At 36.0% G+C, this 17,085-nt stretch carries 9 protein-coding genes; 7 read left to right on the forward strand and 2 right to left on the reverse strand.

Annotated features, from left to right (window positions below):
* Together rpsG and rpsL are read right to left on the reverse strand one after the other, a co-directional pair.
* Nucleotides 1–477 (reverse strand): 30S ribosomal protein S7, encoded by a 477-nt coding sequence (gene rpsG / locus JM84_RS14315; protein WP_013751319.1) that lies wholly within the window; start codon nt 475–477, stop codon nt 1–3.
* A gap of 25 nt (nt 478–502) precedes the next feature.
* The gene (rpsL, locus tag JM84_RS14320; RefSeq protein WP_013751318.1) at nt 503–877 is read right to left on the reverse strand and encodes a 30S ribosomal protein S12; all 375 of its coding nucleotides are present in this window, start codon (nt 875–877) and stop codon (nt 503–505) included.
* A gap of 231 nt (nt 878–1,108) precedes the next feature.
* Here rpsL and JM84_RS14325 point away from each other — a divergent pair, with 231 nt between their 5' ends.
* From JM84_RS14325 to JM84_RS14355, 7 genes are all read left to right on the forward strand, one after another.
* Nucleotides 1,109–2,755, forward strand: a complete 1,647-nt coding sequence (locus JM84_RS14325; protein WP_144784891.1) for a POTRA domain-containing protein — start codon at nt 1,109–1,111, stop codon at nt 2,753–2,755.
* A 199-nt stretch (nt 2,756–2,954) separates the two neighbouring features.
* Complete coding sequence (locus JM84_RS14330) at nt 2,955–5,984, forward strand: SusC/RagA family TonB-linked outer membrane protein (RefSeq protein ID WP_013751316.1); 3,030 nt, start codon at nt 2,955–2,957, stop codon at nt 5,982–5,984.
* A 13-nt stretch (nt 5,985–5,997) separates the two neighbouring features.
* Nucleotides 5,998–7,431 carry a RagB/SusD family nutrient uptake outer membrane protein gene (locus JM84_RS14335; RefSeq protein WP_013751315.1) on the forward strand — a complete coding sequence of 478 codons (1,434 nt, stop codon included), beginning with the start codon at nt 5,998–6,000 and terminating at the stop codon, nt 7,429–7,431.
* A gap of 18 nt (nt 7,432–7,449) precedes the next feature.
* The gene (locus tag JM84_RS14340) at nt 7,450–8,304 is read left to right on the forward strand and encodes a hypothetical protein (protein WP_144784893.1); all 855 of its coding nucleotides are present in this window, start codon (nt 7,450–7,452) and stop codon (nt 8,302–8,304) included.
* 460 nt (nt 8,305–8,764) lie between these two features.
* Nucleotides 8,765–11,968 (forward strand): SusC/RagA family TonB-linked outer membrane protein, encoded by a 3,204-nt coding sequence (locus JM84_RS14345; RefSeq protein ID WP_144784895.1) that lies wholly within the window; start codon nt 8,765–8,767, stop codon nt 11,966–11,968.
* Between the two features lie 4 nt (nt 11,969–11,972).
* Complete coding sequence (locus tag JM84_RS14350) at nt 11,973–13,571, forward strand: SusD/RagB family nutrient-binding outer membrane lipoprotein (RefSeq protein WP_144784897.1); 1,599 nt, start codon at nt 11,973–11,975, stop codon at nt 13,569–13,571.
* 333 nt (nt 13,572–13,904) lie between these two features.
* A complete protein-coding gene (locus JM84_RS14355; RefSeq protein ID WP_144784899.1) occupies nt 13,905–17,084 on the forward strand; it encodes a SusC/RagA family TonB-linked outer membrane protein in 3,180 nt (1,059 codons plus the stop codon).
* The last annotated feature ends 1 nt before the right edge of the window (nt 17,085 follow it).

Consider the following 17,085-nt stretch of genomic DNA (forward strand, 5'->3'; position numbering starts at 1 on the left):
TTAGAATCTAAAGTGTGAGAATGCTTTGTTTGCTTCTGCCATCTTGTGTGTATCAACACGCTTCTTTACAGCAGCACCTTCCTCCTTTGCAGCAGCAAGAATTTCTGCTGCAAGTTTTGCAGCCATTGATTTCTCATTTCTCTTACGAGAAAAACTAATTAACCACTTCATAGCCGTCGAGATCTTACGATCTGGGCGGATTTGGTTTGGGATCTGATATGTTGCCCCTCCTACACGACGACTACGTACTTCTACGTGTGGCATCACATTAGATAAAGCATCTTTCCACAATTCAAGAGCAGTTTTCTCTTCGTTTGTGTTTTTTTCTTCTACGATATCAATTGCATCATAAAAAACTTTGAATGCAGTAGACTTCTTACCGCTCCACATCATCATGTTAACGAAACGAGTCACTAACTGATCGTTAAATTTCGGATCTGGAAGAATTGGTCTCTTCTTGGCCTGTTTTTTTCTCATTACTTCTTCTTAAAGTGTTGTTGATTTACTTCTTAGGGCGTTTTGCACCGTACTTAGATCTTGATTGCGTTCTTCCTGCAACACCAGCGGTGTCTAAGGCTCCACGTACAATGTGATATCTAACTCCTGGCAAATCTTTTACCCTTCCACCTCTTACCAATACTATCGAGTGCTCTTGTAAATTGTGTCCTTCACCACCGATGTATGCATTCACCTCTTTACCATTTGTTAAACGAACACGCGCAACTTTACGCATAGCCGAGTTTGGTTTTTTAGGTGTAGTCGTGTAAACACGAGTACATACGCCACGTCGTTGTGGGCACGATTCAAGGGCAGCAGATTTACTCTTCTTGGTAATCTTGGTTCTTCCTTTACGTACTAATTGTGAAATTGTTGGCATAATTTCTTTCTACCTAATTGTTAATTTTCTTAATCTACCCAAATTTAGGGTTTGCAAAAGTAAGAATAATTTACTAACCATCAAACCCCCTTTCATTAAAATTTAGAAAAAGTTCTGAATACCAAAAAACTAACATACTTTCGTAATTCTAAATTCGTTTAAAAACAACACTAAAGAAACTACTTGAAACTACTCTCTATACTTTTAATTATTTTCTTTGTCAGACAACATATGTCTGCACAGAAAAGTGACGTGAATATTCATTTAGAAATCAAAACTAGCATTCCATCAGAATCTGTCATTCTAAACAATACAAACTATAAGACTACATTTAAAGACAGACAGTCCGCACTTGATGAACTCGAAAACCTAAACGACCAACTTCGTAATTTGGGACACATAGACAGTAGATACACGTTAACCACCCAGAATGATAACTTATATAATGCGACATTCATTTTAGAAAAACCCTACCCTTTCATTACATTGAAGGTAAAAGATGAGGGCAAGTTATATAGCCATATAAAGCAAACTGGTTATGAAATTAAAAATGACAGCATATATATAGAGACCGCTTTCGCGAAAGCGTATTTAAAAGAGTTGAGCTCCATAGCCTCAAGCAGCGGAAACCCTTTTGCAACTTTCCAAATATCAAACATCTCAAAAACAAAGGACCATAATCTTAAAGGAGTACTTAACTATAGCTTTAAAGAAACTAGACGCATTGACAAAATCAGAATTAACGGTTACCGTAATATTTCTAAAAGCTTTTTAAGACATAATATAAAACTAAAAGAAGGGGCTATATTCAATAGTGAAAAAATCAACAAACAAAGCAACGCTATATCTTTACTTCCATTTGTTAACCAAACAAAACCACCAGAAGCTCTGTTCAATATCGACAGCACAACCGTCTACCTTTATTTAAAACGGGAAAATGCAAATAAATTTGATGGGTTTATAGGGTTTGCAAACGATGAAGCCAAATCACTCCGTTTTAATGGGTATCTGGACCTACTATTAATCAACAACTTCAATTATGGAGAAACTTTCACTCTAAATTATAAAGCAGATGGCCGGGATCAATCACAACTCTACATAAACGCCAACCTTCCCTATCTATTTAAAACACCCATAGGAATAGGGGCATCTCTCAATCTTTTTAGAAAAGACAGTACGTTTTCTACAACTCAACAAAACTTAGATTTAGTTTACCAACTCAACCAGAAAAATACACTAACTATAGGATACGAATCTGAACAATCCGAAAACTTAGATGACGACACTATAACTTCATTAGCAAGCCCAAAAGATTATGCGTCAAACAAAATTTCTTCATCGTTCGCACATCAAGAACTATCGTCAGATTTATTTTTTCCTATAAAAAGACAACTATACGCCAAAGCTTCGTACGGAAATAGAAAAACTACTAGAAACTCAAACACGCAAACTTCTTTAACAGCTATTATAGAAAATACTTTCACTCTAAGCAACTCTCACTCCATATTTGCCAAAAACACCACACGATATTTAATCTCTAACAATTTCTTAACTAACGAGCTTTATCGTTTTGGAGGAATTTTAACACTAAGAGGATTTGAGGAAAATAGTCTACTGGCAAATTTTTATAACACTCTAAATACCGAGTACCGATATAAGCTCAACAAAAATATCTATGTCAACACCATAATTGACATAGGTTATCTAGAAAATAAATTAGCCGAATCAAAACAAAGACTGTACGGATTTGGCTTAGGTACTGGCATTCAGACGAAAGCAGGTTTGCTCAAATTGAATATTGCAAACGGCCTATTTGATAATCAACGACTTAAGTTTTCAGACACAAAACTTCATATTATATTGGAGATAAATTTTTAGAAAAACGATAAAACAATAGTTGACATCTATGCAATAGAACAGACTAATCAAAGCTTATTAGGTTAAAATTTAAGTGCTGATTTCATAAACCTACGTTAACGATAAGTTAAAGTTAATTTATCTTAATTCTTTTAACAAAAAAGGTTGTGATCTAAATAATCTTATTACAGATTTTTGCTAGAAATAAACAAATTTTTTTATGAAAACACTTTTACAAAAAGTACTTGTTCTTTGTACTATTTTAAGTGCCTCCGCCCTGTTTGCACAGGGTCGTATCATTACGGGTACGGTAACTGAGGCTAATGGACCACTTCCAGGTGCGACAGTGGTAATCAAAGGTACCTCTACAGGTACTCAAACGGATTTTGACGGAAACTTTTCTATTGAAGCAGCATCTAGTGATGTTCTTTCTTTTAGTTACGTTGGATTTAAAACTTTAGACATTCAAGTTGGTAATCAAAACTCGATCAACGCTACACTTGAAGCCGATAACTCTCTAGCGGAGGTTGTTATTACTGGTTACGGAAGTCGTTCAAGAGATTTATCTACAGCAGCTACAACAACAGTAAGTGCTGGATCAATTGAAGATTTTGTACCATCTACGAGTGTAGATAACATTCTTCAAGGTAAAGCTGCCGGAGTACAGGTAACCGCTGCAAATGGACGACCAGGTCAAACTGCATTTGTTCAGATTCGTGGTGTCGGTTCTATAAACGCCGCAACAACTCCTTTATATGTAATTGACGGAGCGCCAATTGAGGCTGATTTCGTGAATAACATTAACCCTAACGATATAGAAACGCTAACTATACTTAAGGATGCTGCGACGGTATCTAAATATGGTTCAAGAGGTGCTAACGGGGTTATCTTAATCACAACAAAAAGAGGTAGAAGCAAAGACGCTAAGTTTGTTTTTAGATCTTCTATTGGAACTAGTGAGAGAATTGCCGATCCATTTGATCTAATGAATGCTAGTCAAAAACTAGAGCTTGAAAGACAATATGCAGAACTTGGTGTACCTCAGGCTTTAGGACTTCCAGGAGCTACAGCAACACCAGAACAGTTAGCTACATTTATCGAAAATGACACGAATTGGGAAGATGCATTATTAAGAAAAGGTTATATTCAATCTAATTCCCTAGCTATATCTGGGGCTGATGAAAAAATCAACTATTTCTTATCGCTAGGTTACGACAAAAACACAGGTATCATTGATCGTATTGATGGTTTTGAAAGAATTTCTGCTCGTCTTAATACAACATATCAAGCTAGAGAATGGCTATCTGTAGGTACAAACATATCTGCATCTAGAAGCACAACAGATTTACCAAGGGATCGTAACAATGTTCAAAACCCTTTTAGATCAATGTATGACTACAACCCTTATGAAACTCTCTTCTTAAGAGATGGAAACAACGAGGTTGTAACAAATGCAGATGGTGAACCAGTCTTTAACCCTACAACCTCTGGTTTCCCTATTGCTCAAGCACTACAAACAGAGCCGGAAACTAACACAAACTTTTTACTTGTAGGTAATATCTTTGCCGATATAAAGTTTTCTGACAAATTCTCTAATAGATTTGCAGTAGGTACAACTACTAACAGAGGCCGTACTGTTGCTAGATCAATTGCTGGAGGAACACTAGATCCAATCGTTGGTGATGTAAATTTCCCTGGTACTCAAAGAGAATCTATGAATGTAGATTTTCAATATAACGTAAGTAATGTTTTTGGATACAAAGATACATTTGGAGAAAAGCATAATATTAGTGCCGATTTTCTTTTAGAATACAATGAAAGAATTTTCACTCGCACAAATGTTTCTGGTAGAGGATTTCCAACTCCAGACATTCCTTTCTTAGATGTAGCAGCAGATTTTACTACTGGTGGATCTACAGAAGTACGTAATAGTTTATTCTCACAAGGACTTTTCGTTGATTATGATTATGATGGTAAATATCTTGTTTCTGCTTCGGTAAGAAATGATGGATCATCTCGTTTTGGCCCTGAAAATCAAAATGCCATTTTCTACAGTGGAAGTGCAGCATGGAACATTGCTAGGGAAGATTTTATGGAAGGCAGTATTTTTAACGACCTAAAACTTAGAGCTTCTTATGGTAGTTCAGGTAACCAAAATATAGGCAATAATCAGTTTGTTAACCTTATTGGCTTTGGAACGTACAACGGAAACAGTTCTGCAGTACCAGGAGGCATTGCAAATCCAAATATTAAATGGGAACAACAATTCCTTGCAGATATTGGAGTTGAATTCGGTTTATTTAACAACCGTATAAGTGGTGTTGTAGATTACTATGTTAAAACATCTGAAGACTTATTATTAAACAGACCTATCTCAGGACTTGTAGGAGACGGAAACAATGGAATTTTATCTAATATTGGTAAAATTGAAAACTCAGGACTTGAACTTGCTTTAAATTTTGATGCCATTAAAACTGAAGACTGGAGAGTTTCTTTAGGAGGTAATGTTGCTTTCCTTGATAACGAAGTTAAAGAACTTGTAGATGGAGAAGACATCAACAATGGGAATACAATATTACGTGTAGGCGAGGAAATCAACACTTTCTTTTTAGTTGAGTATGCTGGAGTTAATCCTGCAAATGGTGAGCCGCTTTATCTTACTGCTGATGGAGATGTAACAAATCAATACAGTGCAGATTTTGCTAAGACATTAGAAGGTAAGTCACCACTTGCAAACATTGAAGGTGGATTTTATGGAAATATTCGTTACAAAGGTTTTGGTTTACGTGGTGATTTCGTATTCAAAGCTGGAAACTACATACAAAACTTCCAAAGATCTGCAGGTGTAAGCATCGCTAATATTGACGCTAACCAAAGAGTAGAGGCATTTAATTACTGGCAACAACCAGGAGATCAAAATGTTCTTCCAAACCCTCTATATCAAGCAACAGCTGATCAGACTTCTACAAGATTTTTAGAAAAAGGTGATTATGTGAGACTAAGAACGTTAACTCTTTCTTATGATATCCCTAGCCAACTTCTTGACAAAACAGGACTTTCTTCTGTAAGAATTTATGGAACTGGACAAAACTTACTAACGTTCACTGACTATGAAGGAGATCCAGAAATCGGTATTGGTTCTGCTGAAAATAGCGCACCTGGTAACGCTGGATTCGTTGCTGGACAGTTTTCTCTTTTTAGCTACCCACAAACTAAGTCACTTACATTTGGTGTTGACATCGGATTTTAAAATAAAATAAAATATGAAAACAATAAAAACGATACTTACAATTTTCATCATGACTCTAGGACTTACGTCTTGTGATGATGAATTAGATATCGCACCCTTTACTCAAGGAGATGCAGATACTTTTTACAATAGTGTAAATAATTTTGAGATTGCTCTTAATGGAATGTATAGTTCATTCTTTGGGTACTATTCAAATGGATCTGGAGTTCAAGGACTTCCAGACATTCTTTCGGATAACGCAATTATAGCTAGAACTGGAAGAGGATCAAATCAAGTTTATTCTGACTTCACTTACGGAGCAAATAATGGTGGTTACATCACAAACGTTTTCAACGGTGCATATACTACTATTCGTAGAGCAAACTTGATGATTACTCAAATTGAGAATATTGATGGAGAGGCTGAAAGAGATAATATTCTTGGACAAGCCCTAGCTGGTAGAGCTTTTGCTCACCTAGACCTTGTGCGTACTTATGGTAAAATACCTACTCAAAGTGCAGATGCAAATGCATCACTTGGTATTACTTACATAAAAGAACCTGTAGATGCTTTAAGTCAATTAGCCAGAGAAACAGTAGGAAGTAACTATGAAAATATAATTACAGACCTTACTGATGCACTAGCTCTTATTGATGACGAAAACCAAACTGGAGCATTCACTAAAAACTCTGTTCGCGGAATGTTAAGTCGTGTTTATTTATACACTGGGGCTTATCAAAATGTTATTGACATTGTTGATGACATCACAGCACCTTTGGCTACTAGAGCTGAACTTCCAGGTGTTTATTTAGATGAAAATGATGCAGGTCTTCTTGTAGAATTTGCTGTGAACACAGGTTCTGAAAGTGGTTTTAATAACGTAGGTGTTATCTATAGCCAAACTATATCTGGATCTACAGTATCTGAATACGTTGTTGATTTTGGTCTTTTTAACGACCTTGACATAACAGATGTGCGTAGAAATATTATTACATTCACTGCCTCAAATGAAGGAAATACATACAACGGTATAAATAAATTTATTGGAGAAACTGGTCAAGTAAACGGTCGCGTTGATATTAAAGCATTGAGAGTAGCAGAAGCTATTTTAAACAAAGCTGAGGCTCAATTTGAATTAGGTTTTGAAGGTGATGCTCTTGAAACATTGGATGAACTAAGAGCTCAACGATTCTCGCCTTTCACAATTGGAACAGAGACTGGACAAGATCTTGAAGATGCTATCCAATTAAATAGAAGAATTGAACTTGCTTTTGAAGGTCACCGTTTTTACGATCTTAAGAGACGTGGTGAAGCTATTGAAAGAGGTACTTTTGGAGATTTATCTGATGGATCTGGTACTCCTCACACAACTCAAACTATCGAAGCTGGAAACTTTAGATTCCAGTTACCAATTCCTCAAGATGAGATCAATGTAAATCCAAATTACACTCAAAACGAGGGTTACTAATCTTAAAACATATTTATAATGAATAAATTAAAATATATCGCAGCTAGTTTACTAGTAGGATTTATGACTCTTACTTCATGTGAGGACGCAGAAATTCCTCAAGTGGACACAGAAAACGGTAGAGCAATAGCTGGCTTTAACGGAGCTATTTCTAATCCTAAAATAGTTTTTGACCCTTCTCAAAATTTTGAGAACACTATCACAGTTGGAGTTTCAACAGTATCAAATGTAGATAGAGCTGTAGTGCTTAGCCTTAATGAAGACGACACTACCCTTCCTTCATCTTTTTATGAGATAAGCACACTCAATCCTGTAATTGCTGCTGGTTCATTTACAACAGACATTACAATTACTACTATCGGTACTTCTGATTTACCAAGTACATCTGACATTATCGCTTTAGATCTTGTATCTGTAGAGGCGTCAGAGATACTTACTGAGAGCGAGGATCGTCTTAATATATCTCTTACTATTCAGTGTCCTTCGGTAGAAACTGATAATATCCCTGGTACTTATACTATAATCGAGGATGGTTTTGGAACTACTGTTGGCGATAATACATTTGAACTTATCGCTGGACCTGGTGCAAATGAATACACTATGGTTAACCCATTTGATCACCCAAATCCAAACGATGGAGGTGCTCAAAGTTATAATGTGATTATAGAGATAGATCCAAGTTCAGGAGTTTCAAGAATTGCACGTCAAGACGCATGGCACTGTGATAACTTTGGCTGCGGATTTGGTCAAGGTAGAGTCGATGGAACAGGTATTGCACTTACTTGTATTAACCAAATTCAATTCCCAGGTCTTCGACATACTGTTGATGCAGGAAGTTTTGGATCATTTGCTTTTATCATTGAAAAACAATAATTTGATTTAATAAAATCCAATTATCTTAAAAAGGCTATCTAAATATTTAGATAGCCTTTTTTTATTTTTTGGAAATCGCTTTCGCGAAAGCGAAACATTAATTAATTAGTTCTAAGAACAACATATAATTTTCTACATACTTCCTTCTAACATCCTATATAAAGGTATTAAACATTTGAAATTCTAAATTCTCAAACGACTTTCAACTAGTCGAAATTGAGCTATCAAAGCATAAGAAAGTTTCAAATCGACTTGTTAAACAAATCTTATAATTAAATATTGACTTGTTAAATTTTAAGAAACATAAGTCTTCATTAAGAACTACTTAACACTTCAATATGTTAAACAAGATTTATAATTATTGCGTTTTTGTTAAGGCATTCCCAATTTCGTTAAAAGCGTATTAATTAGGTTTCTTTATGACTTTATTTGGAACGGCTAATTCAAATAATTTATAAAAATGAAAACAAAGTTTAGTGGAATTTTAACGCTATTACTAGCGTTTGTAGTGCAAGTTTCGTTTGCACAATTAACAGTGACTGGAACGGTGAAAGACGACACCGGCGTACCACTTCCAGGAGCAAATGTTCTTTTGAAAGGAACTAACACAGGTACACAAACAGATTTTGACGGTAATTACTCAATTGAAGCAGAACAAGGACAATCTCTTGTCTTTACTTATGTAGGTTTTACTGACCAAACTATATTGGTAGGCACTTCTTCTACTATTAATGTGACACTAGCTGCAGGAGATGCTCTTGATGAGGTTGTGATTACTGCCTTAGGTATTTCTAGAGAAAAGAAATCCTTAGGGTATTCTACTCAAGAAGTGTCTGGTGAGGAAATTGCTGAAACTAGAAATCCAAATGCACTTAACTCAATCTCGGGTAAAGTAGCGGGTGTACAAATTTCTAATGCTACGGGTAACCTTGGAGGCTCAACACGAGTAGTAATTCGTGGAGCATCATCTATTACAGGTGAAAACAGACCACTTATTGTAGTGGATGGTATCCCATTAGATAATAGTAATTATAACTCTTCAACTACCCAATCTGGTGGAGGTGGTAGAGATTATGGTGACGCTGGATTTGATATTAATCCGGATGATATTGCTACAATGAATGTACTAAAAGGTGGACCAGCTGCCGCTCTCTATGGATCTCGTGCTCTTAACGGTGTGATTCTCATAACAACTAAATCAGGAAAAAAAGGAAGAGCAGAGGTAACAGTAAACTCTGGAATTACTTTTGAAACGGTAAACATCCTTCCTAAAATCCAAAAATTATACGGTGGTGGCGCTGGAGATGCTAGTACTATAGGTCAAGCCGGATTCAATCAAGCGACTATTAATGGTACTACTTATGACGTAGTAGATTATGGAACTGATGAATCTTGGGGACCTCGATTTGAAGGGCAACAAGTATTACACTGGGATGCGTTTGACCCTGAATTTGAAGATGATTTTCTTCAAACTCGTGCATGGTCTGCACCTAAAAACAATGTAGATTCATTCTGGAACACTGGAGTATCTTATAACAATGGAGTTTCATTCTCACAAGGAACAGATAAATCAACAATGCGTTTGAGTGCTAACAATACTAGAACTGATGGTATTGTTCCAAATTCTAACTTGAGAAAAAACTCTATTAATTTTAATGCCACTAGTCAGATATCTGATAAATTAAAAGTTGAAGCTATTGTGAACCTAACCGTTACAGAAGGATTCAACAGACCCGCTTCTGGTTATACTGGTGCGGGTGTTGTACAGCAGTTATATCAATTTGGACAGACTTCTCTTGACTACGGTCGCCTAAGAGACTACAAACTAGCTGACGGTTCTCAAAGACCTTGGAATAGAATTTCTGCTACAAACGGAAATCCAAGATATTCAGACAATCCATACTGGACATTATTTGAAAACACTGCAAATGACAAACGTACCCGCTGGTACGGAAATGTAGGAGCAACTTATAATATCACTGATGACTTATATGTTGTAGGGAAAGTATATGCAGACACCTATGATTTTAGAATTAATGAACGTGTGGCTGTTGGATCTCAAGGTATTGCGAGTTATTCAGAATCTGATCGTGACTTTGAAGAAATTAATTATGAAACCAGAGTTCACTTCGACAAGAAATTTCTAGACAACAAAATAAGTCTAAACTCTTTTGCTGGTGTAAATAGAAGAGATGCAGAATTTCACAGACTTTCTGCTGCAACCTCTGGAGGTCTTGTTGTACCAGGACTTTACAACATAAGCAACTCTACAGATCCAGCACAAGTAACAGAATTTGATTCTAGGAAACGTGTGAATAGTGTCTTTGGATCTGTTTCTTTAGGGTATGATGATTTTGCATATTTAACGTTTACAGGTAGAAATGATTGGTCATCATCATTAGCAGAAGATAACCTATCATTCTTTTATCCAAGTATCAACGGTAGTTTTGTGTTTTCTAAATTTATAGAAGCAGATTGGCTTTCTTTTGGTAAGATTCGTGGAGGTTATGCTGAGGTTGGTAGTGATTCAGATCCTTACACATTAATAACAGCATTTGGTGCATCAATCCCTTTCTTAGGAGATGTCCCTTTTAGCACTTCCAATACTAGCCAAAACCCAAATCTTGAACCAGAATTCAAAAACAGTTATGAGGTTGGTTTAGAAATGGCATTTCTACAAAATAGAATAAGTATAGATTTAACTTACTATAATGAAGAAACAACAAATCTAATTACTCCAGTTTCAACAACCGCCGCAACGGGGTATACTGCTACTCTAACAAATGGAGGTACATTACGAAATAGAGGTATAGAAGCATTATTAAATGCAACTATTATTGAAAAAGAAGATTTTTCTTGGGACACCACTTTTAACTTTTCTAAAAACAACAATGAACTGATAGAGCTATTGGATGGAATTGAATCTCTTCAAATTGCACGTTTCCCTTTTAACTCTGTTACATTAAACGCAGTTGTAGGCGAATCATATGGTATTATAAAAGGAACAAATTTCGTGTTTGATGCTCAGGGCAACAAAGTAGTAAACTCAAACGGTAGCTTTGCTGAAACTAGAGATCAAGAAAACTTAGGATCTATTTTGCCAGACTTTAATTTAGGTATTAGAAATACTTTCCGTTACAAAAATCTCAGCTTAGGATTTCTAATTGATATCCAAGAGGGAGGAAAGTACAGATCCCTTACAAATATTTGGGGTAACTACTCTGGAATTCTAGAACAAACAGCTACAGATAATAAACGTGAAGTAGGAACTATTTTAGAAGGAGTAACAGGAACAGTAACCTATGATGAAAACGGGAATTATAGTGTTACAGGCACCGCTGAAAATACACAAGTCATCTCTGCTCAACAGGAGGGTACTGATTACTTCTTTGGACCAGATGCAGCAAACGTTTTTGATGCAGATTATATTAAATTAAGAGAAGTATCTCTAAGCTATAGAGTACCTACTGATTGGATTAAAAATCTTGGAGTATCTGACGTCATGGTTTCAGCATTTGGTAGAAATTTAGGTGTTTGGGGATTAGACAATGATAATTTTGATCCAGAAGTGGCTACATCAGGTAGTGGTAACATTCAAGGTTCTGAAGGAGGATCTCTTCCATCAACAAAGAGCTACGGTTTTAACGTACAATTAAAATTTTAAAAAAATGAAAACTAAATTTTTTATAATTATGATGCTAGTCATCGCTGGTGCATTTACATCATGCTCCGATGACCTAGTTGAGCTAAATATCAATCCTAATCAAGCAGAGGTGGTTCCTACTGCAAATATTTTTGCAAGTGCAACCAAATCTTTTACTGATTTCTCAAGAAGTGGATTTAATGAAGGGCGCCTTACGTTGCCTTGGATGCAATACTGGGGCCAAACAGCCTATGCTGATGAAGATAGATTTCTATACCGTGAAACAACTGCAGAATCAATTTACAACAATACGTATTTGACGATGACAGACTTCAAGGCTATTTTAGATTTAAATACTAATGAAGAAACAAGGGGTACTGCAGCAGCGTCTGGAAATAATGATAATCAAATTGCCGCTTCGCGTATCATGCTAGCTTACATGTTCTATGAATTAACAAATTTCTTTGGAGATGTGCCTTACTATTCATACGGTTCTGACAATGAAACGTTTCAAGCAGCACAATTAGAAGCTGGAAACTTCACCCCTGTTTTTGCAGCTCAAGAGGATATTTACACAGATATACTTAAAGAGCTTAGAGAATCTGCAGACATGATTAATGAAGGTGAAGTTGTATTTACCAATGGCGATAACATTTTCAATGGAGATGCAACAAAGTGGAAAAAATTTGCTAATTCACTTATTTTAAGAGTTGCTACAACTATCAAAGGTGTTGATGCGGGTGCATATCAGACTGCTTTTGATGCAGCAGTTGCTAGCGGAGTTATGACATCAAATGATGATAATGCTTCACAAGCCTATGATACTGCAGATGCAAACTCGTCTCCATTATGGGGAGCATTTCTTACAAGAACTGACTTTGCTGTAGCTGCTCCTTTTGTAGAACTACTTAAAGGTGAAAGAGGAAACTTTGATCAAGATCCAAGATTATTCCAAATGGCAGTGCCAATTTCTGTTGACATTGAAGATGTAAAGTCTGGAACTGCTGCAGTAACTATGGACTATGATGATTATTTAGGAGTACCGTATGCATTCAGAAATACTAACTTCTTAGATAGAACAACATATTCGTATCCAAGTAGTAATGTGATTAAGCCAGATTATCGCGAGATACTAATGGAATATGCCGAAGTTCAGTTCTTAATCTCTGAAAGAAACGGTTTCGCGCAAGCGAACTATGAGAACGGTGTAACAGCAAGTATGGAAAAGTGGGGAGTTCCTGCTGCAGATATAGCAACATTTGTGGGTAACCTACCTCCGGCAAATCAAGCAAATGTTTTAAATCAAAAATATATTGCATTATACATGCAAGCGCATCAAGCTTATACAGAATATAGAAGAACTGGTTTCCCTAACATTCTTGTTCAAGTAAACGAAACTGTTGACCTACCACAAGAACAGATTGATGGTTTAGCCCCTGAAAACAGAGTTGAAAGCTATGTTTTTGAAGCTGGTCCAGTTGACCCTTCTGTATCTGACTTACCATTTAGATTGAGATATCCTCAAATATTACAAACTCTAAACGGTGCAAATAGAGATGCAGCTGCAGCAAACCTCTCAAATGGTGACTTAATAATAAGTAAACTATTTTGGGACGTTAACTAAACTTTTCTAATTAATATTTATAAAGGCCACTCACATCATGAGTGGCCTTTTTTTATTTGAGATCATTAAAATGTGAACATTATCTTAAAAAGCGGATGACTTCTTAAAATTGTTAAATAAACAAGAATGACATATTAAATTTACAATTTCATTAACTATTTATGATTTACTCACAATCAATTGATTTTCAATTTATTAAATATCATTTATCTTATTATGTGTCTTAAAAACAACGCTCTAATATTAATTAAAACCTACATTCCGTTAAAGAAATATTAATTTTTATATATAAAATGTTATTTTAGCGATGGCTAATTCAAATAATTTATAAAAATGAAAACAAAGTTTAGTGGAATTTTAACGCTATTGCTAGCGTTTGTAGTGCAAGTTTCCCTTGCACAGACAACAGTTTCCGGAACTGTTACCGAAGAAAATGGTCCTTTGCCTGGTGCAAATGTCATCGTAAAGGGAACAGCTACTGGAACTCAAACCGATTTTGACGGTAATTACTCAATTCAAGCAAGTCCTACTGATGTTCTTATTTTCAGCTTCGTAGGATACACTACAAAAGAAGTTACTGTTGGTAATCAAACTACTATCAATGTAGGGCTCGCTTCAGATAATGCACTGGAGGAAGTTATTGTTACTGCCCAAGGTATTAAAAGAGAAAAGAAAGCTGTAGGTTATGCAGTAACTACGATTCAATCTGAAGCAATTGGATCTAGACCTTCAACAGATGTTGCTCGTGTACTTCAAGGAAAAGCTCCTGGGGTAAACATTCAACAGACGTCTGGACTAGCAGGATCTGGTACAAACATTATTATTCGTGGATACTCTTCTATTAATGGAAGTAACCAACCACTTTTTGTAGTTGATGGTATCCCTTTTAACACAGACACAAATTCTGATCAAGGGTTTAACTCTGGTGGTAACTCTGCCTCATCTCGTTTCTTGGATATTGATCCTAATAACATTGCTGAAATCTCAGTTCTTAAAGGATTAAGTGCAACGACGCTATACGGTCAGGCTGGACGTAATGGTGTTGTACTTATTACAACTAAATCTGGATCTACTGCAGGGTCTCTACAAAAGAAATTTGAAGTTTCTGTTGATCAATCATATTTTGTGACTGAGATTGCAAACCTTCCAGATTATCAAAACACTTATGGTAATGGATTTTATCAAACTTACTCTCAGGCCTTTAGTAACTGGGGTCCTAACTTTGACTCTAGAGGTACTAATGGAGTAGATGAAAACGGTAATGTACCTCACCCATATGACAGAGCTGCTTTAGCAGATGTTTTTCCTGAATTTCAAGGAGCTGACTATGCTTATCGTCCATATGATAGTGTTGAACAATTCTTTACTACTGGTGGTGTAACTACTACTTCTATAGGTGTAAACTCTTCTTCAGACAAGGGATCTTACAATGTAAGTTTTGGACGTACTGACGAGGAAGGTTTTGTTAAAACGAGTACATACCAACGTATCAACTTCAGTGCTGGTGGTTCTACCAAGCTAGCAAATGGCTTAAATATTTCAAGTTCGTTCAACTTTACTAGAACTGATAGAACAACACCTCCTACAGCTGTTGCGACAGGAAGTAACCCTGCTGCAGGAACTGCATCACTTTTTGCAAACGTACTTTACACACCAAGAAGTGTTGATTTAATAGGACTTCCTTTCCAGAATCCGGTAGATAATTCAAGTGTTTACTATAGAGGAGGAAATGATATTGACAATCCATTTTGGACGTTGAACAACATTCAAAATGATGAACGTGTAAATCGTTTCTTTACTAACATAACTGCCTCATACGATATCAGTGATTGGTTCAATGTAAGCTACCGTGTAGCATATGATACCTACTCACAAGAACAACAATATGGTGCTAATAAAGGAGGAGTGCAAATCCAAGGTGGTGTATTAACAACTTCAAGTAGAATAAATGAAACTTGGGACCATACATTAAGTTTGAACTTTGACAAAGCAATTTCAGATAAATTGAATATTGATGGTAACATAGGTCTTAACCCTAGAAGAGAAGTGACAAGTCTTCAAGGAGTATCTAGTAATCAACAGTTTGTTTATGGCTTATTGACTCACGACAACTTTGAAGAATCAAATGGATTTACACGTTTTGGAGAACAAAATATAATTGGACTTTATGGAAACGTAACCCTTGGATATGACAATTATGCATATTTAAACTTACAAGGAAGAAATGATTGGTTCTCTTCTCTACCAAAGGAAAACAGAGCTATTTTCTATCCATCTGCTAGTTTCTCTTTCATTCCAACAACTGCATTTGAGTCACTTAAAGGTAATGATGTAGTAAACTATATTAAATTAAGAGTAGGTTATGGATCCTCTGCAGGTTTCCCAGATCCTTATGCTACATCAATTGGCTTAGGAAGTGGAACAAATGTTTTCCAAAATCAAGATGGAGGAGCTGTAAACGTTCTTACAGTGTCTAACACATTAGGAAATCCAGATTTGAAGCCTGAACTTATTCAAGAGGTTGAAGCAGGAATTGAGGCACGCTTATTTAAAAACAGATTATCGCTAGATTTATCAGTTTATGATAAAGTATCAAATGACTTGATTATCCAGAATAGACTTTTAGATCCTGCTACAGGATATACTGTTACTTCAGATAACATTGGAGAAATCACTAACAAAGGTATTGAAGTAGGTTTCGGTATTAAAGCGATACGCGGAGAAGAAGAAGGAGATTTCAATTGGGACATTAATGGACAATGGTCTGTAAATGAAAATATTGTTGAAGATAACGGAGGTGAAGATGGAAGTATCACAGTATTTGCTGGATTTAGTAATTTAGGTAATGCTGCTATTTCAGGTCAAGCTTTTGGTGTAATTGTAGGTAGCTCAATCACGAGAGATGCAAACAACAATCTAGTTGTAGGAAGTGATGGTAACTATCTTGTAGATAATAACCTTTCAGTTATTGGAGATCCTAATGCAGATTGGAGATCTACAGTAATTAACGAGTTCTCTTACAAAGGCTTCTCATTACAAGCGCAACTTGAATATCAACATGGTGGAGATATGTATTCTACAACAGCTGCAGCCCTATTAGCACGTGGATTAACAGAAGACACAAATTTTGATAGAACTCAAACGTACATCTTACCAGGTGTAACACAAGATGGAGCTCCTAATAATATACAAATAGCAGCTACAGATGTAGGTTTTAGAAATTCTGGATTCTTCATTGATGAACAAGCAGTTTATGATGCAACTTCTATACGTTTAAGAGAAGTATCACTTGGATACTCTTTCCCAGAAAAACTTTTAGAGCGCACACCATTAGGTAGCCTTAGAGTTAACTTCATCGGTCAAAACTTATGGTTTAAAGCTATAAACTTTCCTGATGGTCTTAATTTTGATCCAGATGTATCAAGTACAGGTGTAGGAAATGGTCAAGGGTTTGATTATCTAACAGGACCTACTTCTAAGAGATTTGGTTTTAGTCTAAACGCAACATTCTAAC

The sequence above is a fragment of the Dokdonia sp. Hel_I_63 genome (genome assembly GCF_007827285.1).
In the GTDB taxonomy this organism is placed as follows: Bacteria; Bacteroidota; Bacteroidia; order Flavobacteriales; family Flavobacteriaceae; genus Dokdonia.

Coding starts and splice junctions, on each gene's coding strand:
- JM84_RS14340 (WP_144784893.1), top strand. CDS start 7,450: ATGAATAAATTAAAATATATCGCAGCTAGTTTACTAGTAGGATTTATG.
- JM84_RS14345 (WP_144784895.1), top strand. CDS start 8,765: ATGAAAACAAAGTTTAGTGGAATTTTAACGCTATTACTAGCGTTTGTA.
- rpsL (WP_013751318.1), bottom strand. CDS start 877: ATGCCAACAATTTCACAATTAGTACGTAAAGGAAGAACCAAGATTACC.
- JM84_RS14325 (WP_144784891.1), top strand. CDS start 1,109: ATGTCTGCACAGAAAAGTGACGTGAATATTCATTTAGAAATCAAAACT.
- rpsG (WP_013751319.1), bottom strand. CDS start 477: ATGAGAAAAAAACAGGCCAAGAAGAGACCAATTCTTCCAGATCCGAAA.
- JM84_RS14355 (WP_144784899.1), top strand. CDS start 13,905: ATGAAAACAAAGTTTAGTGGAATTTTAACGCTATTGCTAGCGTTTGTA.
- JM84_RS14330 (WP_013751316.1), top strand. CDS start 2,955: ATGAAAACACTTTTACAAAAAGTACTTGTTCTTTGTACTATTTTAAGT.
- JM84_RS14335 (WP_013751315.1), top strand. CDS start 5,998: ATGAAAACAATAAAAACGATACTTACAATTTTCATCATGACTCTAGGA.
- JM84_RS14350 (WP_144784897.1), top strand. CDS start 11,973: ATGAAAACTAAATTTTTTATAATTATGATGCTAGTCATCGCTGGTGCA.